The sequence below is a fragment of the Pseudomonas sp. S2_B10 genome, from assembly GCF_054668425.1.
The window spans coordinates 3,014,823-3,036,652 of sequence record NZ_CP162768.1 but is presented as its reverse complement, the minus strand read 5'-3'; the positions used below and the strand labels follow the sequence as shown (position 1 = coordinate 3,036,652).

The window sequence follows — 21,830 nt, the reverse complement described above, 5'->3', positions numbered from 1 at the left end:
GAGACGTTATTATGTTACCCGTTCTCGCTTCCTTGAGTGATCATCGTGTCCCGACTTTTTTCTGTTTTTGTGGCTTTTGTTGCCAGTTTTCTGCTGATCGGTACGGCCGAGGCCGAGGTCAAAGTGCTCACCAGTATCAAACCGTTGCAGCTGATTGCGGCTGCCGTGCAGAACGGCGTGGCGATTCCCGAGGTGCTGCTGCCGCCGGGTGCCTCGCCGCACAATTACGCCCTGCGCCCATCCGACGTACGGAAGGTGCAGTCAGTCGATCTGCTCTACTGGATCGGCCCGGACATGGAAGGTTTCCTGCCGCGCGTACTCGGCGGTCGCAGCCTGCCGAGCGTCGCCGTGCAGGATCTGCCGGGGCTCAAGCTGCGGCATTTCGGCGCGGACAACCATTCCCATGCCGAAGAAGCCGACGAGCATGATCACGATCATCGCCCCGGCTCGCTGGATGCACATTTGTGGCTGTCACCGGTCAATGCGCGGGTGATCGCCGACAAAATGGCCGCCGACCTCAGCGCCGCCGACCCGGCCAATGCCCAGCGCTATCAGAGCAATGCCAAAGCCTTCGATGAACGTCTGGATGCGCTGGATCAGCGCTTGAAGAAGCGTCTTGCCAATGTCGAAGGCAAGCCGTACTTCGTCTTCCACGAAGCCTTCGATTATTTCGAAGACGCTTACGGCCTGAAGCACGCCGGGGTGTTCGCGGTGGCCGCCGAAGTACAGCCCGGCGCCCAGCATGTCGCGGCGATGCGCAAGCGTTTGCAGGAAGTAGGCAAGACCTGTGTGTTCAGCGAGCCGCCATTGCGTCCGCGCCTGGCGGAAACCCTGGTGGCCGGTTTGCCGGTGAAACTCGCCGAGCTGGATGCGTTGGGTGGTTATACGCCGGCGACGGCTGAGGGCTATGAGCAGGTGCTGGAAAAGTTGGGCAATGATTTGGCGGGATGCCTGGAATCTCTGTAACCCAGAAATAGATCGCAGCCTTCGGCAGCTCCTACAGGGTGTACATCAATCCCTTGTAGGAGCTGCCGAAGGCTGCGATCTTTTGATCTTAAAGGGCGAAAGGCAACGGTGTGTGCACCTGCTGCCGCTGCGCCAGGCGCTGCTCGAATTCCTGCGGATCGTGAATCAACACGTCCTGCCCGGCGAACTGCTCGGCGGCGATCAGGCGTGACAGCCAGAACCGCACACAAGCCACACGCAACATCGTTGGCCAGAGCTCAGCCTCCGCCGCCGTGAACGGGCGCAGCGCCGCGTAGGCACCGAGGAATGCCCGGGCGCGCGGGCCATCGATCACGCCCTCCTCGTCCGAACACCAGTCATTCAACGCGATCGCCACGTCGTACAGCATCGGCCCCGAGCAGGCGTTGTAGAAGTCGATCAACCCGGTCAGATGGGTGCCTTCGAACATGGCGTTGTCGCGGAACAGATCGGCGTGAATATTGGCGCGAGGTAGCGCAAGAATCTTCTCTTTGCGCTCGGTGATCTCATCCAGCGCCTTTTGCAGCAAGGCACGCGGCTCATCGCTCAGGTGCGAGAGAAATTCAGTGCCCTCCTCCAGCATCCAGTCCAGGCCGCGATCGGTTTTGCGCTTGATCATGCGCTCGCCCTGAGTCGCCAGATGCAGATGTGCCTGCAACTCACCGACCTGGGCGCAATGCTGGGCGTTGGCGACCTTGATGTGCTTGCCCGACAGACGCGGTTGCAGCAACGCCGGCTTGCCTTTGAGTTCACGCAGTGCCACGCCGTCAGTGGTGCGCAGGGCGTAAGGCACCGGCAGTTCGGCTTCGTGCAGCACGTCGAGCAGGTCGATGAAGAACGGCATCTCCTGCACCGGGCCGCGTTCGACCAGGGTCAGGACAAACTCGCCCTGCTCCAGACTGATGAAGAAATTGGTGTTTTCGCTGCCGGCGGCGATCCCCTGGAAATCGAGCAGGCGGCCGAGCCCGTAAGGGGCGAGAAAGGTTTCCAGCTCGGGCCGAGCCAGGGGAGTGAACACAGACATGTCTTGACTGCCAGTACGGGCGCCGCAACGGCGGCGCCACAAGTGAATTAAAAACCTACTTCCATTCGAAGATCTTCCATGACGGGATCAGCATATCCGGCTGGTCCGAGCGGATGAAGTTGGCATCCGTTCCGTCGGCGCGCACCAGAAAGTACGGCGGCGCGCCCTTCGGCGTGACCTTGATCGCATACAGGAAACCGTTCTGACGGTACTCCTGAATAGTCTTGTCGCCCTCCGTGCGGATGGTGACCTCGGGGTCGCCGCCCGGCGCATCATCCGCCGCAATCGCGGCCAGTGGTGAGACAGCGATCAACCCGACCAGCAGCAAGCGATTTAACGTACGCATGATAACCTTGTCCCTTTGTCGTCAACGGTCCCGCTATTCTAGCGCCGGACCCGCCGAAAAGGTTGATCCTGCTCATGAGCCAAGCCCCCCTCGTCCTGGTGGACGGTTCGTCTTACCTGTACCGCGCCTTTCATGCACTGCCACCACTGACCACGTCCAAAGGCCTGCCGACCGGTGCGGTCAAAGGCGTGCTGAACATGCTCAAGAGTCTGCGCAAGCAGTACCCGGACAGCCCCTTCGCCGTGGTGTTCGACGCCAAGGGTGGAACATTTCGCGATGAGATGTACGCCGAATACAAGGCCAACCGGCCGAGCATGCCCGATGACATGCGCGTGCAGATCGAGCCGCTGCACCAGAGCGTGATCGCCCTCGGCTTCCCGCTGCTGTGCGTCGACGGCGTCGAGGCCGACGACGTGATCGGCACCCTCGCCCGCAGCAGTGCGGCAGCAGATCGGCCGGTGATCATTTCCACCGGTGACAAGGACATGGCGCAACTGGTCGACGGCCACATTACCTTGGTCAACACCATGTCCGGTAGCTCGATGGATGTGGAAGGCGTGAAGGAGAAATTTGGCGTCGCACCGGAGCAGATCATCGATTATCTGGCACTGATGGGCGATTCCTCCGACAACATTCCGGGCGTGCCGGGCATCGGCCCGAAGACGGCGTCCGGCCTGTTGGTCGGCGTCAACGGCGGTCTGACCGAGCTGTACGCCAACCTCGACATCGTGCCGACCCTGCCGATCCGTGGCGCAAAAACCTTGCCGGCCAAGCTCGAAGAGCATCGGGAAATGGCTTTCCTGTCCTATCAACTGGCGACCATCAAGGTCGACGTGCCGCTGGATATCGGCCTCGATGATCTGCAGATGGGCCAGGAAGATCCGGCCAAACTCTACGAGCTGTACACCCTGCTGGAATTCAAGAGCTGGCTCAATGATCTGGATCGCGATGCCAAGCGTCTGGAACTGAGTGCGGCGGCCGAACCTGCGCCCGCCCATGATCTGTTCAGCGCCCCGCAAGCCGAGGCACCTGTTGCCCCTGCCGAGGCCGCGTACGAAACCATCCTCGATCAGGCTCGCTTCGACGTCTGGCTGGAAAAACTGCGCAACGCCAAACTGATCGCCTTCGACACCGAAACCACCGGCATCGACGCGCAGCGAGCGCAACTGGTCGGTCTGTCGTTCGCCGTACAGGCCAACGAAGCTGCGTACATCCCGCTGACCCACTCCTACATCGGCGTGCCTGAGCAGCTGGATCGCGACACCGTGCTGCGGGCACTCAAGCCGATTCTGGAAGACCCGAGCAAACTCAAGGTTGGCCAGCACGCCAAGTTCGACATGAACATTCTGGCCAACTGCGCCATTGGCGGCGATCAGAGTGAAGGCATCAGCGTGCGCGGCATCGCCTTCGACACCATGCTCGAGTCCTACGTACTCAATTCCACCGCGACCCGTCACGACATGGACAGCCTCGCGCAGAAGTACCTTGACCACACCACGGTGAGCTTCCAGGACATCGCCGGCAAAGGTGCCAAGCAACTGACCTTCGACCAGATCGCTCTGGAACAGGCCGGGCCGTATGCCGCCGAAGACGCCGACATCACTCTGCGCCTGCACCAGATCCTGTTCGACAAGCTCAGCGCGATTCCGAGCCTGGCCAGCGTCTTGACCGACATCGAAATCCCACTGGTACCGGTACTGGCGCGCATCGAACGCCAGGGCGCGTTCGTCGATGCCGAACTGCTCGGCATTCAGAGCATTGAGCTGGGCAACAAAATGGTCGCGCTGGAGCGTGAAGCCTTCGAAATTGCCGGGGAGGAATTCAACCTCGGCTCGCCGAAGCAGCTGGGCGTGATTCTCTATGAAAAGCTCGGCCTGCCGGTGCTGAAGAAAACCGCCAAGGGCCAGCCGTCCACCGCTGAAGAAGTGCTGGCGAAACTCGCCGAAGACGATCACCGCTTGCCGAAGGTGCTGATGGAGCACCGTTCGATGAGCAAGCTGAAAAGCACCTACACCGATCGCCTGCCCGAACAGATCAACCCGCGCACTGGGCGCATCCACACCTCGTATCACCAGGCTGTGGCTTCGACCGGACGCCTGTCCTCCAGTGATCCGAACCTGCAGAACATCCCGGTACGCACTGCCGAAGGCCGGCGCATTCGTCAGGCGTTCGTCGCGCCGAAGGGTTACAAACTGCTGGCGGCGGACTACTCGCAAATCGAGTTGCGGATCATGGCGCACCTGTCCCGCGACGAAGGCCTGATGAACGCCTTCCGCAACAACCTCGACGTGCACACCGCGACCGCTGCCGAAGTATTCAAGGTCGAGCTTGATCAAGTGACCTCCGACCAGCGCCGCAGCGCCAAGGCGATCAACTTCGGTCTGATCTACGGCATGGGCGCGCAGAAGCTCGGCAAGGACATCGGCGTCGACACCAAGACCGCCAAGGCTTACATCGACACCTACTTCGCCCGTTATCCAGGCGTGCGCGAATACATGGAGCGTACCCGCGCGCAAGCGGCGGATCAGGGTTACGTCGAAACTTTCTTCGGTCGTCGCCTGTACTTGCCGGAGATCAACTCGAACAAGCCGCAGGAACGCGCCGCTGCAGAACGCACAGCGATCAACGCGCCGATGCAGGGCACGGCAGCGGACATCATCAAGAAAGCGATGGTGGCTGTGGATAACTGGCTGGCCACGTCGGGGCTGGATGCCCGGGTCATCCTGCAAGTGCACGACGAACTGGTGCTGGAGGTTCGCGAGGATCTGGTCGAGCAGGTCAGTGCCGAAATTCGTACGCACATGAGCGAAGCGGCGAAACTGGATGTGCCGCTGCTGGTGGAAGTTGGCGTGGGCAACAACTGGGATGAGGCGCACTGAGTTTGTAAAGGTGCCGCGACGCGACGTCGCGGCAAGTCCCGTAAACCGGCTTAGAACGATAAATGCTTGAGGCTATTCCAAAGCTTTTTGAAAAAAATCTGAACTAATCTGTCGACCGAACACTCAGAGGTACTGAATGGCTGGTGAAGCCCTTCGATGCTCCTATGTTGTGTTAAGTGTTGGCAGATATCTGAACCCCGCCCTAGCGGTTCGGAACTTGAACCCCGGAACTTCTCCCTCCCCAATGAAGTCCGGGGCTTTTTTTTGCCCCAAAACTGGCTGTGATGCCGTCATGCTGCGTTAAAAGCACCGCTAAAAATGCTCATTTAGGTACCCTAAACTCCGCTTTTTAGCGGTGCTTTCGCCTTGCCTGACAGCACCACAGTCAGTTTTGAAATTGTCTTACTCGGCTGCCGCCTCGGTGTTTTTGTCTGCCAGTTCCATCCAGTCGGCCAATACGGTGTAGGCCTCTTCCAGGCCCATGCGTTTTGGTGCGGAGAACAGTTGGATGGTGATCGAGTCGCCCCAGCCTTTGCGGATTTCCGACTGTACTTTCAGCAGGGTGTTCTTGGCTGCGCCGTAGGTGAGCTTGTCGGCTTTGGTCAGCAGGATGTGCATTGGCATGCCAGCGGCGACGGCCCAGTCGAGCATCAGCAGGTCGAAATCGGTCATCGGATGGCGGATGTCCATCATCAGAATCAGACCTTTCAAACTCTCCCGACCACCGAGGTAAGCCTCAAGGTGGCGCTGCCAGTGTTGCTTGAGCGGGATCGGTACTTTTGCATAACCGTAGCCCGGCAGGTCGACCAGACGGCGATCATCGTCTAGCTTGAAGAAGTTCAACAGCTGTGTGCGACCCGGAGTTTTCGAGGTGCGCGCCAGGCTGGCGTGGGTCAGGGTGTTCAGCGCGCTGGATTTGCCGGCGTTGGAACGACCGGCAAACGCCACTTCGAAGCCTTCGTCGTCTGGGCATTGATCGACTTTGGCGGCACTGAGCATGAACGTGGACTGTTGGCACAGGCCGAGGATGGGATTCTTGAGTTGCATGGGATTTCCGATGTGGGCGGCGCCGGGATTGGGCGCGGAACGCGGTGTCGCTTCCGTTTCAGTGACGCCAGTATATAATGCCGCAGATTTTGTGTGTGCTTTGTCCCAGCGAAGGATGAAGTTCACGAGAGCGACAGACTTTGATTGCGCATTAGAACGCAGAACGCTCTCAACCCTGAAAAGGTCGTTTTATGACGAAATGGCTGCTGGCTGCCGGAGTCTTGATGCCGCTTTACAGCGCACAGGCTACACAGGATCCGGAAGCCGTGTACAACCGTGTTTGTGGTGCCTGTCATTCCGGCCAACTACCCATGGCGCCCGCAAGAGGCGATCAGGAAGCTTGGACGCCGAGGTTGGCGAAAGGTATGGGGACGCTGGTGCAACACGTGACCCAGGGTTTCAAGGCGATGCCGCCGCGTGGTTTGTGCATGGACTGCAGTGCCGAGGATTACCAGGCCATCATCCTGTGGATGAGCGAGAGTAAGCCCGGTCCATAACTTAACCCTTAGCCGTAGTTGGATTAGCTGATGAACAAATTGATCGTGAGTCTGCTGTTGACCGTGGGAATTTCAGGTGTCGCCCATGCTGCCGGCGATGCCGCAGCAGGCCAGGCCAAAGCTGCCGTGTGCGGAGCCTGCCATGGCCCGGACGGCAACAGCATGGCGCCAAACTTTCCGAAACTGGCAGGTCAGGGTGAACGCTACCTCGACAAGCAATTGCACGACATCAAGTCGGGCAAGCGCGTAGTGCTGGAAATGACCGGGCTGCTGACCAACCTGAATGACCAGGATCTGGCCGACATCGCTGCGTACTTCGCCAGCCAGAAAGGCAGCGTCGGCGCCGCCGATCCGAAGATCGTCGCTCGCGGTGAAGCGCTGTTCCGTGGCGGCAACCTGGAAAAAGGCCTGCCAGCCTGCACCGGCTGCCATTCGCCGAACGGTGCCGGCAATGCTGCAGCAGGCTTCCCGCACCTGGGTGGCCAGCATGCGCAATACATCGCCAAGCAACTGACCGATTTCCGCAAGGAAGAAGGCGGTCGCGCCAACGACGGCGACGCAATGACCATGCGCACCATCGCACGCAAGCTGAGCGACGAAGACATCGCTGCGGTTTCCAGCTACATCCAGGGCTTGCACTGAGACCCTGATTCGAGGGTTGCACGAGGCGCGTAACGCCGGCCACGTTAACGCTCGATTAATCCTTCGCAGCAAGTATAAAAAGGGTGGCTTTGGCCGCCCTTTTTTGTGGCCGCTGCCGTTACACTACAGCACTCATGCCCGCCAGGATCTGTGTCGCAACAGGTCGAGCGAGGCGACCCAAATTGTTCAGGAGTAAAGCATGCGTAATCTGATCATCAGCGCCGCCCTCGTCGCTGCCAGCCTGTTCGGCGTCACCGCCCAGGCCGCTGAAGCCCCTGCCGCCCCTTATGTCGAACTGGCCAATCCGGTGCCGGTTGCAAAGCCTGGCAAGATCGAAGTGGTCGAGCTGTTCTGGTACGGCTGCCCGCATTGCTACGCTTTTGAGCCAGTGATCAATCCATGGGTTGAAAAACTGCCGTCCGACGTCAACTTCGTGCGCATTCCCGCCATGTTCGGCGGCCCATGGGACGCTCACGGCCAGATGTTCCTGACTCTGGAAGCCATGGGTGTCGAGCACCAGGTGCACAACGCCGTGTTCAACGCGATCCAGAAAGAACACAAGAAGCTCACCGACAAGAATGACATGGCTGACTTCCTCGCCACTCAAGGCGTGGACAAGGACAAGTTCCTCGCCACTTTCGACTCGTTCGCTATCAAAGGCCAGATCGTCAAGGCCCGTGAGCTGGCGAAGAAGTACGAAATCACTGGCGTGCCAACCATGATCGTCAATGGTAAATACCGCTTCGACATCGGCTCTGCCGGTGGTGCCGAGCAAGCATTGAAGCTGGCTGACGATCTGGTCGCCAAAGAGCGAGCGGCTAACAAGGCTGCTGCCAACTAAGCGCGGCATTCGCCATGCGCCGCTGGAAGTCCGAACGCATCGTTGGCCTGCATGATCCGCAGGTCAACGAGCATCATCTGGCGTCTACGGGCCTGCCCGCAGACCAGCGTCTGCGCTTGCTCAGTTTCAACATTCAGGTCGGCATCAGCACCGAGCGCTATCGGCATTACCTGACCCGCAGCTGGCAGCATCTGCTGCCGCACACCGGGCGTTCCGGCAATCTGCAGAAGATCGGTGACCTGCTCGGCGACTTCGATCTGGTCGCCCTGCAGGAAGCCGATGGCGGCAGCCTGCGTTCGGGCTACGTCAATCAGGTCGAACATCTGGCCCACCTCGGCGCCTTTCCCTACTGGTATCAACAACTCAATCGCAACCTCGGTCGACTGGCCCAGCACAGCAATGGCGTGCTCAGTCGCCTGAAGCCGTGGGCGATCGAGGATCATCCGCTGCCCGGCCCGAAAGGTCGCGGCGCGATCCTGCTGCGTTTCGGCGAAGGTCCGGAAGCGCTGGTGGTGGTAATGATGCACCTGGCCCTCGGCGCGCGGACGCGCAGCCTGCAACTGGCCTACATTCGTGATTTGATCAGCGGTTACAAGCATCAGGTGCTGATGGGCGACATGAATACCCATGCCAGCGACCTGCTCGAACACTCGCCATTACGCGATCTCGGCCTACTGGCCCCGCAGGTGGAAGCGACCTTCCCCAGCTGGCGCCCACAGCGTTGCCTTGATCATATTCTGCTCAGCCCGACCCTGACCCTGGAAAAGGTCGAGGTACTGGCCCAGCCCATTTCCGATCACCTGCCGGTCGCGGTGGAAATTCGTCTGCCGGGTTCGCTCACGGCCGACGCATTGCCCGCGTTGAGCCCTGCCCCTCGCGGAACCTGTGAATGAGCGACGACGCCCAGCGCTGGAAAGAGAAGTACCTCAAGAGCATCGAACAGCAGGACAAGCTCGAACGCCGCTGGGCCGCGCGACTCGACCTGCTGCGGCGCGGTCTGGTGCGCAGCACGCTGGCGGCCGAGGGCACCGACAAGGTCGTCGATCAGTGCATGAAAGAAATGCGCGAAGTGGTGCGTACCGATGACATGGACGCCGGCCTCGCCGCCCTGCTGCCGCGCCTGGAAAAAGCCGTGCTCGACTCCGAGCAGCGCCGTGAGACCCGCATTGATCAGGTCAGCACCGCGCTGACCGCGCTGGTCACCCAGTTGCAGGCTTTGCCGCTGCCGCGCGAAGTCGCGCAACCGCTGAAGAAATTCGCCAAACAACTGGACAGCCGCGTCGGTCAGGCGCGGGAAATGCCACTGCTGCTGAGCGAACTCAGTGGCTTGCAGGGCAAGGCCTTGAGTCAGTTGGAAACGCCTGCCGAGCCGGGTCGGCCGGGGTTGTTGCAGCGTTTGTTTGGTAGTCGCGACAGTGAAGAAACCGTTGCACCGGCGGCCGACATACCAGCAACACCAGTGCCGCAGCTGGTCGAAGCTCAGCAGCCTGAACCGGAGCCTGCGCAATCGGCACCGGTGGCCAACGCGGAGCCAGCGATCGCAGCGCCCGAGACCATCATCGAAACGCCCGCCCAGACGCCGCCTGATGAGCCGCAAGTCATTGCGTTCGCTGCGCCTGTGGTCGTCGTTGAAGCCGAGCCAGCGCAAGTTGAACCCGCCGCGGACGCCGAGATGACCGTCGCTGCGCCAGCAACCGAGGCGTTCAACCCCGATGAATTGATCCACCCCGGCGATCCCTCGCCGCTGCTCCTCGACAGCCTGCCCTTGCCCGAGCCAATCGCTCAAGCATTGGCCGCTATCGACCCGGAGCAGTCGGAACACGACATCCTCTTCGCTCTGCCGGATTCCCCGGAGCCGTCCTACAGCTCCGTGGCCAGACATATCGAAGACACGCTGATCGGCCTGCTCGACGACCTGACCCTGCCCGAGCGTCACCGGCCGCAAGCCGAAGCCATGCGCGAACGGCTCAAACACGGGTTGAACTGGTACGAACTGCTGCCGATCCTCGACGATCTTGCAACTTTGATGCTGGCGATTACCGATAGCGGTCAGCACGAATTCGAAGCCTATCTGCAACAGCTCAACGAACGCCTTGAAGCGTTTCAGAGCAACCTGCAAGCGGCCAGCGAAGGGCATGCCGACAACAGCTCGGCGGCGCGGGCCATGGACACGCAGATTCGCGAGCAGGTCGACGGCTTGCAGAGCAGCGTCCAGCAAGCAGCCGACCTCGATGACCTCAAGCATGTGCTGGAGAATCATCTGGAAGGCCTGCTGGGAACGATGGACCAGCACCAGAAGCAGCGCGACGCACGCGAACAGGAAGTCGCCGCCAGATTGAAGAGCCTGTCGGAGCGGGTCGCGCATATGGAGCAGGAAGCCTTGGGTTTCCGCGAACACCTTGAGGAACAGCGGCAGAAAGCCCTGATCGATCCGTTGACCGGCCTGCCTAACCGCGCGGCGTGGAGCGAACGCCTGGAGCATGAAATCCAGCAATGGCAGCAGCACGGCAACACCCTTAGCCTGGCCATGCTCGACCTCGATCACTTCAAGCGGATCAACGACAGCTACGGCCACCTGGCGGGCGACAAAGTCCTGAAGATCATCGCCACTGTGCTGCGCAAGCGCCTGCGCGGCTCGGATTTCATCGCCCGTTTCGGCGGTGAAGAGTTTGTGCTGTTGCTGCCGGCGACGCCGCCAGCGGTTGGCGCAAAGCTGCTGGAAACCCTGCGCGCGGCGATCGAAGCCTGCCCGTTTCATTTCAAGGGCGAGCGAGTGACCATTACGATTTCCATGGGACTGGCATCGTTCAGGGTCGGAGAACACAGCGATCTAGTGTTGAAAAGAGCCGATCAGGCGCTGTATCGGGCAAAAAACGCCGGACGCAACCGAGTGGAGCTCGGCTAAGGCAATTGTTCCATTTTGTTTAATTCCGCCCGCTGGCGAACGCTGGCCAAACCGGTACGTTACACTGTTGCATTACTGTCTTCTGCGTATTGTCCTCTGCCATGAAATTCTTTGCCCTTGTTGCCTCGCTGTTCGTCCTCGCTGGTTGCGCCAGCGGCCCGCGTTACGACACCAGCCACCCTTCGGCCAATTACGACAGTCGCATCCAGTTCGTTGTGGTGCATTACACCTCGGCGTCGCTGGAGCGTTCGCTGCAATTGCTGACCCATGGCGACGTCAGCAGCCATTACCTGATCGGCGATGACAAGAACGCCACAATCTACAAGCTGATGGACGAAAACCAACGGGCCTGGCACGCCGGCGAGAGTCAATGGCAAGGCCGCACCTGGTTGAACTCCAGCTCCATCGGCATCGAAATCGTCAATCCCGGCTACAAGGACACCCCGACCGGGCGCCTGTGGTATCCGTACAGCGAAGCGCAGATCGAATCGTTGATCACCCTGCTCAAGGACATCAGCAAGCGCAACGGCATCAGCCCGCGGCACATCATCGGTCACAGCGACATCGCGCCGCTGCGCAAGCTTGATCCGGGGCCACTGTTTCCGTGGAAACGTCTCGCCGCCGAAGGCCTTGGCCTGTGGCCGAACGAGCAAGCGGTGGCGCGTCAGCAGGCGGTTTTCAACACCAATCCGCTGCCGGAGATCGGCTGGTTCCAGGCGCAACTTGCGCGCCTGGGTTACGACACGCCGCAGACCGGCGAGCTGGACGTCGCCACGCGCCACGTCCTCGCAGCGTTCCAGATGCATTACCGCCCTGCTCGCTTCGACGGCACGCCGGATGCACAAACCGCGGCACTTCTCCTGATCCTCAATCAGACAAAATAATGACGCCCGCCCGACGGTCAGGGCGAAATCGCAATCAGCAGCTATAACTCATGGTAATTCTTCGGAAAATCCTTGATGGCTGCGACCCGAGAGACGCTGCGTAGCTGGTTTTATCGCCCTGCTTTTTTGGCGATGATCGCGGCTGTCCTCAGCGCCAGCCTGTTGATCGCCGGCGGTATGTTCGCGGCGATACGCCAGATGGAAGTGCGCGAGAGCCAGGAAATGAACGCCCAGGGCGAGCGTTTCCTCGCTCGCCTCGAACAATTGTTCGGCCAGTTGCGCGAAAGTCTCGACGATCTTGAAGCCCAGCCCTTGCGTGGCTGCGACGAAGAAATGATCGCGACCCTGCAGCAAGTCACCTTCAACTACCGCTTCGTCTATGAAGCGGCATATATGGACGCTTCGCGATTCTGCTCCAACCGTCCGCGCCAGGAAGGTCTGTCGTTGGTGCGCGCGCCGGACATTCAGGGTCCGACCTACAGCTATTGGCTGAATACCACCACCGAACCCGATGAAAACCGCGCGGCACTGATGCTCGGTCGCGGTAACTTTCGTGTCGCTACCTCGCGCGGACATTTGACCGACATGGTCGATCTGTCGCCCGGCAGCAGCCTGCTGGTGGTACTCGATCACGGCACTCGCGCGATTCCGGTGCTCGGCACCGCACAGACCTGGCCACCGACCGAACCCTGGCCACCGAAGAGCCGTGATGCGCTGCAAGTCACGCAAACGCGGCTGATCTATCGCATGCCCACCGACAACCCGGAATATCAATTGGTGCTGATCACGCCGCGCACGGGCATGCACGTCCCGGCTGTGTGGTGGTGGCTGTTGCCGGTGTGCCTGATCGCCGGCGCCGTTGTCGGCTTTCTGACCTTGCTGCTGGTGCGTCAGCGCCAGTCACTGGATGCCGAGCTGCACGGTGCGATCCGCCGGGGTGAGTTGCAGGTGCTATATCAGCCGATCTTCGACCTCGACAGCCGCCACTGCGTCGGCGCCGAAGCGCTGCTGCGCTGGCGGCGCCCGGACGGCACCCTGACCAGCCCCGACCTGTTCATTCCCATGGCGGAGAACACCGGGCAGATCCGGCAGATGACCGACTTCGTGTTGCAGCGTCTGCTCGAACAACTGGGCCAGTTACTGCGCGCCAATCCGCAGCTGTATATCTCGGTGAACCTCGCGGCCTGCGACGTCATGGTGCCGCGCATCGGCCAGGTCATGGCGCGGCTGCTTGCCCTGCACCGGGTCGCCGCGCGGCAGATAGCCTTCGAAGTCACCGAGCGCGGCCTGATCGATGTGGTGGTGGCGCGGGAAAACCTGCAAGCCTTGCGCGACGTCGGCCATCAGGTGCTGATCGATGATTTCGGCACCGGCTATTGCAGCCTTGCCTATCTGCAGACCTTGCCGGTGGACTGCCTGAAGATCGACAAGGCGTTCATCGATGCGCTGGGCCATGACGCGGCGAGCAGCGGCGTCGCTCCGCACATCATTCACATGGCGCAGGCGCTGGATCTGAAAGTGATTGCCGAAGGCATCGAGCTGGAATCCCAGGCAGCGCTGCTCAGCAGTGAGGGGGTCAAGTTCGGTCAGGGCTGGCTGTTCGCCCACGCCTTGAGCGCCGTGCAATTCATCGAACTGATCACCCGAGGTCGACGCCTGGCCGGGCGGCGTATGGACGACGAGGCTTAAACCGCCAGCGCCATGTAGAACTGGGTGCCCTGCCCAGGCCGCGAGTAGACGCCCATGCGCCCGCCGTGCAGCTGGACGATTTCCTTGCACAGCGCCAGGCCAAGGCCGGCACCGCCCTTCTTGCGCCCGACCTGCACGAACGGCTCGAAAATCCGCCCCTGCTGGCCGTAGGCAATGCCTTCGCCATTGTCTTCGACGCTGATGATGACCCGCTCGCCATGGCGGCGCGCCTGCAGACGGATCTGGCCGTCGCGGGCGGTATGGCGCAGGGCGTTGTCGATCAAATTGTCGAGGACCCGATCGAGTTGCGCCTGATCAGCCTGCAACCTCGGCAGCGGGCCTTGAATCTCGACGTTCAGCGCAACACCTTTGGCCGCAGCCACGTCGGCAAAGCGCAGTTGCGCCTGCTCCAGCAGGTCCTCAATGGAACATGGCGCCAAGGTGAGTTTCTGTAGACCGTTCTGGTAGCGCGAGAAATTCAGCAAGTCGTTGATCAATTGCATCAGCCGCTGCATTTCTTCGTTGACCGTATCCAGCAGGTCCGCTTCGCGCGATTCAGCCGGGAATTTCGCCCGCTCGCGAAACAGCCCGAAGGCCATGTGCATGCCTGTGACCGGCGTGCGCAGTTCATGGGAAGCGCGCAAGACAAACTCACTGCGCACGCGCTCGAACGCGCGTTGCTCGGTGACGTCGTGCAGCACCATCACCGCGCCGAGAATATGCCCCTGGGTATGACTGACCGGCGTCAGGCTGTAGGTCAGCAGGCGCGATTCGCCATCGACTTCGATACTCAGATCTTCCGGCGCACGCTCCAGCGTGCCGCCGCGCAGGACCAATTGCAGTTGCGCATCCAGCTCCGGGCGCCCAAGTGCGGTGCCCAAGCCTTGGCCCAGTCGATCGTCTTCCCAGCCCAACTGGCGCTGGGCAACAGGGTTGAGGTGTTCGAGCTGACCCTGGCGATCAATCATCAACAAACCGTCGTCGATACTGTCGAGCACCGCTTGCAAACGCTGCTGACCGGCCAACAGTTCGTCGACATTCATCGCCTGGTGTTCGCGCAACGCCTCGGCCATCAAGCCGAAGCGTCGCGACAGCAGGTTGACTTCCATGGCCGTGGAAATCGGCAGGGTCACGTCATAGTTGCCCTGGCCGATGTTGTCGGCAGCCTTGGCCAGCGCTTCGATCGGTGCGCCGAAGCGCCGAGCAATGCCCTGCGCCGTGACAAAACCGATGATCAGCACTGCCAGCCCGACCAGGCCAAGCAGCCCGGCTATCAGCAGGGCGCGTTCGCGAGCGGCGTGCTGCACCTTATTGATACTGTCCAGCGCGTGCTTGTGCTCAGCAATCAACCCATTACGCAGGATATTGAAGCGCTCGCGGAAATCCGCGCTGGTGCTGGCGTTCTTTGCCGCTTCGGCAGTCACATCGAATGAGGCGAGGAAGTTCAGGTAATCGGCCTTGGCCTGGCGGAAACCGTAAGGCTGGCCATCGCCCTCCTGCTGCTGGGCGATGCCTTGGTCGAGCAACTCGAAGTAGTGCTGCTTGGACGCTTCGAACGCGACGGGGTCGGGCTTCTCGGCGAGCATGATGATCAATTGATCACCGAGGGTCTGGCGCAGCTTGAGGCCCAGATCCAGAGTGACAAAGTTGCTGCGCACCAGCGCTTCCTGCGACCCGGCCATCTGCATCACGCTGACCAGCCCGAGCAAGAGCCCGAGCAAGGCCACGGTGATCAACGCAGAAATGCTCAGGAACAGGCGCGTGCGCAGCTTGATCGCCAGTTTCATCGCGCAGTGCTCACAGGTTGTACTGCTTGCGTTTGCGATACAGGGTCGAGGCGTCGATGCCGAGGGTTTTCGCCGCTTGATCCAGAGTGCCGGCGGTGGCCAGCACCGCGCCGATGTGCGCTTTCTCCAGCTCGTCCAGGCTCAGTGCCGCGCCGACCCGTGGCGCGTTGTTGGCCGGTTGTTCGGCCATGCCCAGGTGGCTGATTTCCACGCGTTCCTGCGGGCAGATGATGCTGGCCCGCTCGACCACGTTGCGCAGTTCGCGAATGTTGCCCGGCCAGCGATAACCGAGCAGCGCTTCGCGCGCCTCATCGCTGAAGCCGCGCGCTGGGCGTGCGTACTCTTTGACGAAACGTGCAAGGAACCGATCGGCGAGGGTCAGGATGTCTTCGGCGCGCTCGCGCAGAGGCGGCAGATGCAGGGTGATGACGTTGAGGCGATAGAGCAGATCTTCGCGGAAGCGGCCGTCGCGGACCATGTCTTCGAGATTGAGGTTGGTGGCGGCGAGGATGCGCACATCGGCGCGGCGAGTGACCGGATCGCCGACCCGCTCGTATTCCTTGTCCTGGATGAAGCGCAGCAACTTGGGTTGCAAAGTCAGAGGAAAGTCGCCGATCTCGTCGAGAAACAGCGTGCCGCCGTCGGCCTGGTTGACCCGACCCAGCGTGCTTTCGCTGGCACCGGTAAACGCGCCACGGCTATGGCCAAACAGCTCGCTTTCCATCAGTTCGGCAGTCAGCGACGGGCAGTTGATAGTGACGCAGGATTTCTTCTCGCGCTTGCTCCAGCCGTGGATCGCACGGGCCAGTTCACCTTTACCCGTACCGGACTCGCCAAGGATAAGAATGTTGGCGTCGGTGCTTGCGACCTGCCGTGCGGTTTCCAGCACGACTTTCATCGCCGGGCTGTGGGAATCGAGACCGTCTTTCGGTTTGCGGATCTCGCCTTCGAGCGCTTCAAGGCGTGCGGAGAGCTGGCGCACTTCCAACTGCTTGGCGGTGGCCAGGCGCAGTTGATCAGGGCTGCACGGCTTGACCAGATAATCGGCGGCGCCAGCCTGGATGGCATCAACCGCGGTGTCGACCGCCGAGTGGGCGGTGACGATCACTACGCGCATCCACGGCGCCTGAATGCGCATCTGCGCGAGGACGTCGAGACCGTTGTCCTCGCCCAGACGCAAATCGAGGAAGCACAGGTCGAAGACCTGACGTTGCAGCAAAGCATCGGCCTGAGCTGCGCTATTGGCGGTGGCTACCGTATAGCCTTCGTCTTCGAGGCAATAACGAAACGTACGCAGGATGGCGGATTCATCGTCCACCAGCAGAATGCGGCCTTGTTGCTCAGTGGCAGATTCCATTTTTCCTACGCTCCATAGTGATTAGTCTTGGGTTAGTCCCGGAAAAATCGGGCAAGTTGCATGGTTGATTCTGAACGATACCAGCCATAGGAGGGTAGCTCTCTACTGCCATAACGGCCAATTCATTGATTTCGTTGAGTTTTAAAACATTCGGCGTTTTGCAGGGCAGATCCTGCGTCCTCTTCTGACATCTGCGTACCGGTAGCAATTCCATATCATCGAAATTTCCCACGAAATAATCGTGCATTGCGCACGACCGCAGAAGAGCCATCGTGCAGGATGCGTCGCAGGAAATTTCCGAAGAGTACGTAACTTATTGTTTTTATTGATAATTTCTGACATCAAAAAACTGGCATGCAGGCTGCAATACCTCACTCAGCCCGGGCAGAACAGCACTGCCCCAACAGAACAAGCGTGAGGAACACAGGATGACTCGCCCAATCGCCGCCCAAGTACGTATTTCGCCACTGCAGATCCAGCAAGGTCTGTTCGGTGTACTGGCGTTGCTGATCACCCTGATCGTCTGCCAGCAGTACATGAGCTGGGAAAACAGCCGTAAACCCGAGCCATTGATTTCGATGCAGCACAGCACTCAGACGCACTTCAGTGCCGTGAGCAGCAGCCAGGCTGAAAACGCTTCGATGCACATGATCGATGTCGACCAGGCGCAACCGCTGGATCAATTGCCACGGGAAGAGCGCTGGGTTTTCTAAGTCAGTGAATACATTCGGGCGCGTAGCGCCGGAAACCGGAAACACCCCTAAATAGAGAAGTAAGGAGAATCACCATGTTGAGCTGGGCAATTACATTCTTGATCATTGCCATCATCGCCGCCGTTCTGGGCTTCGGTGGTATCGCGGGCACCGCCACGGGTATCGCCAAGATTCTCTTTGTCGTGTTCCTGGTGATGTTCATCGCTTCCTTCTTCTTTGGCCGTCGCGGCCGAGGTTAACGATGATCGGTCTCAAGACATTGGCCGCCGCCCTGCTTCTGGGCGGCAGTGCCATGGCCATGGCGGCCAATGACGGCCAGACCCGGGTCAACGAACTGCTCGCTTCCGACGCGCAGTACCGTGAAACCTGGGAAGGCGTGATCAAAAAGGAAGAGCGCGTACCTGAATGGGTGATCAACCTGTCCGGCACTTCCGAGCAACAGATGCACGCCGTTACGGAAGATGGTGATCAGTATCTGGTCGGCCCGCTCTGCGAGAGTCAGGACAAGTGCCTGAATCACCGGTTGATCGTGGCCTTCAGCTTCGACAAGGATGACGCCTACGCCATGCTGGTCGATGTGCCGGAAGGTCTGCCGCAGGACAAGTCGCCGACGCGCCACGCGGCGTATCGCTTCTTCGGCAAACCTGATCAGGGCATGCAGGATCTGCTGATGGAAACCCTGAAGAAAGATCCGAAGTGGTACTGACGCAGGACGCGCAAAGGTTTCGAACACGAAAGCAGCGCCCCGCTGCTTTCCATTGCGCCGCCCGATGAGGGTCGGTGCATGACCAGGGGGCCGGGACGTTCTGACTGATGCAGGGTCGGAGTGACCTACGGGTACAGGGAGTACCTGCGCAAGGGCCGGGTCAGGGTAAAAGCTGCGCCGCAGGTTCGTCGACCCGATGGTCTGACGAATCTGCGCTGGGCTTTGAATCAGCTAAACCATTGATCCAGCGCGCCAATCCCCTTCTTACAATCGTCGACACTGTGCGGAAAAACATTTCGCGGTGTTTCCTGACGACCGTATATCGACAAAGATCGCGCTCGATTCGTGTGACTCCTAGTCTTTCGATTTGGAGTTTTTCTGGAAATTTCCGCCAATTCCCGCTGTACAACATTTGACCGCCCTAAGCTGTAATGGCCGGTTCACGGCACTTATGCCGGCTGAAATGTCACAATCGAACCGCTTGGGACGCCAGTTTCAAATGAAAAAGCTCATGCCGATTCGGCATAGGGTAGGCGTTTACGGCATTAGACGGCGCCACCTTGCATCGGAATAGTTGCGCCTTTTTTCGCCTGCCGAAGAGCCGTAAACACGCGCTTCGGGGCACCTTATACGGAGGCAGATGCACAGACTTTTCCGCTGATGAGCGTTCCAGTTCCTGCATGTGCCTGAGTCAAACGCAAGTAAGGGTAAAGATAATGAAGAAGGCAAAAATCAGCCTCGCCTGGCAGATCCTCATCGGTCTGGTTCTGGGGATTGCACTGGGTGCGTTGCTCAATCACTTCAGCGCCGAGAAGGCCTGGTGGATCAGCAACGTCCTGCAACCGGCAGGCGATATCTTTATCCGTCTGATCAAGATGATCGTGATCCCGATCGTCATTTCCTCGCTGATCGTCGGCATCGCTGGCGTGGGCGACGCCAAGAAGCTCGGGCGTATCGGCCTGAAGACCATCATCTATTTCGAGATCGTCACCACCATCGCCATCGTCGTCGGCCTGGTGCTGGCCAACGTGTTCCATCCGGGCACCGGCATCGACATGAGCACTCTGGGCACGGTGGATATCTCCAAGTACCAGGCGACCGCCGCCGAAGTGCAGCATGAACATGCGTTCATCGAGACCATCCTCAACCTGATCCCGTCGAACATCTTCGCGGCCATGGCTCGCGGCGAAATGCTGCCGATCATCTTCTTCTCCGTACTGTTCGGTCTCGGCCTGTCGAGCCTGCAGTCGGACCTGCGCGAGCCGCTGGTAAAGATGTTCCAGGGCGTTTCGGAAAGCATGTTCAAAGTCACCCACATGATCATGAACTACGCTCCGATTGGCGTATTCGCACTGATCGCGGTGACCGTCGCCAACTTCGGCTTCGCTTCGCTGTTGCCGCTGGCGAAACTGGTGATTCTGGTTTACGTCACCATCGCCTTCTTCGCCTTCGTCGTGCTGGGCCTGATCGCCAAGCTGTTCGGCTTCTCGGTGCTCAAGCTGATGCGCATCTTCAAGGATGAGCTGGTGCTGGCCTACTCCACCGCTTCCTCGGAAACCGTGCTGCCACGTGTCATCGAGAAGATGGAAGCCTACGGCGCGCCGAAAGCCATCTGCAGCTTCGTGGTACCGACCGGTTACTCGTTCAACCTCGACGGCTCGACCCTGTACCAGTCGATCGCGGCGATCTTCATTGCCCAGCTGTATGGCATCGACCTGTCGATCAGCCAGCAACTGCTGCTGGTGCTGACCCTGATGGTCACCTCCAAAGGCATCGCCGGTGTACCGGGCGTGTCTTTCGTGGTGCTGCTGGCCACTCTGGGCAGCGTCGGCATCCCGCTTGAAGGCCTGGCGTTCATCGCTGGTGTCGATCGCATCATGGACATGGCACGTACTGCACTGAACGTGATCGGTAATGCCTTGGCAGTGCTGGTTATCGCGCGCTGGGAAGGCATGTACGACGACGCCAAGGGCGAGCGTTACTGGAATTCCCTGCCGCACTGGCGCAGCAAGGAAAAACTGCCGGCTGGCGAGATTTCCAAGAACTGACACCCCCCTGTAGGAGCTGCCGCAGGCTGCGATCTTTTGATCTTGCTTTTAAAAAACAAAATCAAAAGATCGCAGCCTTCGGCAGCTCCTACAGTAGATTGAGGCCACCCAGTAAATCGGGGGGCGGCAGATCCATACGAACCCCGGAGCAATCCGGGGTTTGTCGTTTCTGGTGACCCCGCTATCATTCGCCGCATTCTTCGGGGGATTTGACTGATGCTTAATGGCCTGTGGCTTGGCTTCTTCATCGTGGCAGCCGTGTCGGCGCTGGCGCAGTGGCTGATCGGCGGCAACGCCGGGATCTTTGCGGCGATGGTGGAAAGCATTTTCGCCATGGCCAAGCTGTCGGTCGAAGTCATGGTGCTGCTGTTCGGCACCCTCACCCTGTGGCTGGGCTTTCTGCGCATCGCCGAAAAGGCCGGGATCGTCGAGTGGCTGGCCAAGGTGCTCGGTCCGCTGTTTCTGCGGCTGATGCCGGAAGTCCCGGCCGGCCACCCTGCCCTTGGCCTGATCACGCTGAACTTCGCCGCCAACGGTCTGGGCCTGGACAACGCCGCCACGCCGATCGGCCTCAAAGCCATGAAAGCGCTGCAAGAACTCAACCCCAGCGCCACCATCGCCAGCAACGCGCAGATCCTGTTTCTGGTGCTCAACGCCTCGTCGCTGACCCTGCTGCCCGTGACCATCTTCATGTACCGCGCCCAGCAAGGCGCGCCGGATCCGACGCTGGTGTTCCTGCCGATTCTGCTGGCGACCAGTTGCTCGACCATCGTCGGCTTCCTCTCCGTTGCCTTCATGCAACGCCTGCGCATCTGGGACCCGGTGGTGCTCGCCTATCTGGTGCCCGGCGCGCTGATCCTCGGCGGCTTCATGGCCCTGCTTGGTACGCTTTCTGCGACAGCACTGGCGGGATTGTCGTCGATCCTCGGCAATCTCACGCTGTTCGGCTTGATCATGCTGTTCTTGCTGATCGGCGCGCTGCGCAAGGTCAAGGTGTACGAGGCGTTCGTCGAAGGCGCGAAAGAGGGCTTCGATGTGGCGAAGAACCTCTTGCCGTATCTGGTGGCGATGCTCTGTGCGGTTGGCGTGTTGCGCGCCTCTGGTGCGCTGGATTTCGGCCTGGACGGTATTCGGCATCTGGTCGAGTGGGCCGGCTGGGACACGCGCTTCGTCGATGCGTTGCCGACGGCGATGGTCAAACCGTTTTCCGGCAGCGCCGCGCGGGCGATGCTCATCGAGACCATGCAGACCTCCGGCGTCGACAGCTTCCCGGCGCTGGTCGCGGCGACGGTGCAGGGCAGTACCGAAACCACGTTCTATGTGCTGGCGGTGTACTTCGGCGCGGTGGGGATTCAGCGCGCACGGCATGCGGTGGGGTGTGCGTTGCTGGCCGAGTTTGCTGGTGTGGTGGGCGCTATCGGGGTCTGCTACTGGTTCTTTGGTTGATAAAGAACCCTGTGGGAGCTGGCTTGCCAGCGATG

19 protein-coding genes are annotated in these 21,830 nt (G+C 60.3%); 14 read left to right on the top strand and 5 right to left on the bottom strand.

From position 1 onward, the window contains the following. The first annotated feature begins 45 nt into the window (after positions 1 to 45). Positions 46 to 966, top strand: a complete 921-nt coding sequence (locus AB4O45_RS13680) for a zinc ABC transporter substrate-binding protein (RefSeq protein WP_460160192.1) — start codon at positions 46 to 48, stop codon at positions 964 to 966. Positions 967 to 1,054: 88 nt separating this feature from the next. Here the strand turns inward: AB4O45_RS13680 and AB4O45_RS13675 are convergent, their stop codons facing one another. Next, entirely contained in the window at positions 1,055 to 2,008 is a 954-nt protein-coding gene (locus AB4O45_RS13675) for a homoserine kinase (protein WP_252868542.1), read from the bottom strand. A 55-nt stretch (positions 2,009 to 2,063) separates the two neighbouring features. After that, positions 2,064 to 2,354: a DUF2782 domain-containing protein gene (locus AB4O45_RS13670; RefSeq protein WP_041476480.1), complete on the bottom strand. Its 291-nt coding sequence runs from the start codon at positions 2,352 to 2,354 to the stop codon at positions 2,064 to 2,066. Between the two features lie 74 nt (positions 2,355 to 2,428). Here AB4O45_RS13670 and polA point away from each other — a divergent pair, with 74 nt between their 5' ends. Further along, the gene (gene polA, locus AB4O45_RS13665) at positions 2,429 to 5,233 is read left to right on the top strand and encodes a DNA polymerase I (protein WP_252887075.1); all 2,805 of its coding nucleotides are present in this window, start codon (positions 2,429 to 2,431) and stop codon (positions 5,231 to 5,233) included. 402 nt (positions 5,234 to 5,635) lie between these two features. On the opposite strand, the gene yihA is transcribed toward polA, so the two are convergent. Next, positions 5,636 to 6,280 carry a ribosome biogenesis GTP-binding protein YihA/YsxC gene (gene yihA, locus AB4O45_RS13660; RefSeq protein ID WP_056791221.1) on the bottom strand — a complete coding sequence of 215 codons (645 nt, stop codon included), beginning with the start codon at positions 6,278 to 6,280 and terminating at the stop codon, positions 5,636 to 5,638. A 191-nt stretch (positions 6,281 to 6,471) separates the two neighbouring features. Here yihA and AB4O45_RS13655 point away from each other — a divergent pair, with 191 nt between their 5' ends. From AB4O45_RS13655 to AB4O45_RS13625, 7 genes are all read left to right on the top strand, one after another. After that, positions 6,472 to 6,777, top strand: a complete 306-nt coding sequence (locus tag AB4O45_RS13655) for a c-type cytochrome (protein WP_016772347.1) — start codon at positions 6,472 to 6,474, stop codon at positions 6,775 to 6,777. A 30-nt stretch (positions 6,778 to 6,807) separates the two neighbouring features. After that, entirely contained in the window at positions 6,808 to 7,419 is a 612-nt protein-coding gene (locus AB4O45_RS13650) for a c-type cytochrome (RefSeq protein ID WP_122506337.1), read from the top strand. A gap of 199 nt (positions 7,420 to 7,618) precedes the next feature. Continuing rightward, a complete protein-coding gene (locus AB4O45_RS13645) occupies positions 7,619 to 8,260 on the top strand; it encodes a thiol:disulfide interchange protein DsbA/DsbL (RefSeq protein WP_016772349.1) in 642 nt (213 codons plus the stop codon). 14 nt (positions 8,261 to 8,274) lie between these two features. Then, positions 8,275 to 9,153: an endonuclease/exonuclease/phosphatase family protein gene (locus AB4O45_RS13640; protein ID WP_024014985.1), complete on the top strand. Its 879-nt coding sequence runs from the start codon at positions 8,275 to 8,277 to the stop codon at positions 9,151 to 9,153. Further along, positions 9,150 to 11,165 (top strand): GGDEF domain-containing protein, encoded by a 2,016-nt coding sequence (locus AB4O45_RS13635; RefSeq protein ID WP_460160191.1) that lies wholly within the window; start codon positions 9,150 to 9,152, stop codon positions 11,163 to 11,165. Before AB4O45_RS13640 ends, AB4O45_RS13635 begins: the two co-directional genes overlap by 4 nt. A 101-nt stretch (positions 11,166 to 11,266) precedes the next feature. Next, positions 11,267 to 12,049, top strand: coding sequence for an N-acetylmuramoyl-L-alanine amidase (locus AB4O45_RS13630; RefSeq protein ID WP_457264789.1), 783 nt, complete (start codon positions 11,267 to 11,269; stop codon positions 12,047 to 12,049). A gap of 75 nt (positions 12,050 to 12,124) precedes the next feature. Further along, a complete protein-coding gene (locus tag AB4O45_RS13625; RefSeq protein WP_150637297.1) occupies positions 12,125 to 13,738 on the top strand; it encodes an EAL domain-containing protein in 1,614 nt (537 codons plus the stop codon). On the opposite strand, the gene AB4O45_RS13620 is transcribed toward AB4O45_RS13625, so the two are convergent. Beyond that, positions 13,735 to 15,525: an ATP-binding protein gene (locus AB4O45_RS13620; protein ID WP_041476487.1), complete on the bottom strand. Its 1,791-nt coding sequence runs from the start codon at positions 15,523 to 15,525 to the stop codon at positions 13,735 to 13,737. The two genes, AB4O45_RS13625 and AB4O45_RS13620, sit on opposite strands and share 4 nt — an antisense overlap. 10 nt (positions 15,526 to 15,535) lie before the next feature. Beyond that, the gene (algB, locus tag AB4O45_RS13615) at positions 15,536 to 16,882 is read right to left on the bottom strand and encodes a sigma-54-dependent response regulator transcription factor AlgB (protein ID WP_024014980.1); all 1,347 of its coding nucleotides are present in this window, start codon (positions 16,880 to 16,882) and stop codon (positions 15,536 to 15,538) included. 428 nt (positions 16,883 to 17,310) lie between these two features. Here algB and AB4O45_RS13610 point away from each other — a divergent pair, with 428 nt between their 5' ends. From AB4O45_RS13610 to AB4O45_RS13590, 5 genes are all read left to right on the top strand, one after another. Then, positions 17,311 to 17,595 (top strand): hypothetical protein, encoded by a 285-nt coding sequence (locus AB4O45_RS13610; RefSeq protein ID WP_024014979.1) that lies wholly within the window; start codon positions 17,311 to 17,313, stop codon positions 17,593 to 17,595. A 74-nt stretch (positions 17,596 to 17,669) separates the two neighbouring features. After that, entirely contained in the window at positions 17,670 to 17,834 is a 165-nt protein-coding gene (locus tag AB4O45_RS13605; RefSeq protein ID WP_003177151.1) for a DUF1328 domain-containing protein, read from the top strand. Positions 17,835 to 17,836: 2 nt separating this feature from the next. After that, positions 17,837 to 18,301: an inhibitor of vertebrate lysozyme family protein gene (locus AB4O45_RS13600; protein WP_460160190.1), complete on the top strand. Its 465-nt coding sequence runs from the start codon at positions 17,837 to 17,839 to the stop codon at positions 18,299 to 18,301. 716 nt (positions 18,302 to 19,017) lie between these two features. After that, entirely contained in the window at positions 19,018 to 20,349 is a 1,332-nt protein-coding gene (gene gltP / locus AB4O45_RS13595) for a glutamate/aspartate:proton symporter GltP (protein ID WP_460160189.1), read from the top strand. 216 nt (positions 20,350 to 20,565) lie between these two features. Further along, the gene (locus AB4O45_RS13590; protein ID WP_041476489.1) at positions 20,566 to 21,795 is read left to right on the top strand and encodes a nucleoside recognition domain-containing protein; all 1,230 of its coding nucleotides are present in this window, start codon (positions 20,566 to 20,568) and stop codon (positions 21,793 to 21,795) included. Positions 21,796 to 21,830 lie beyond the last annotated feature (35 nt).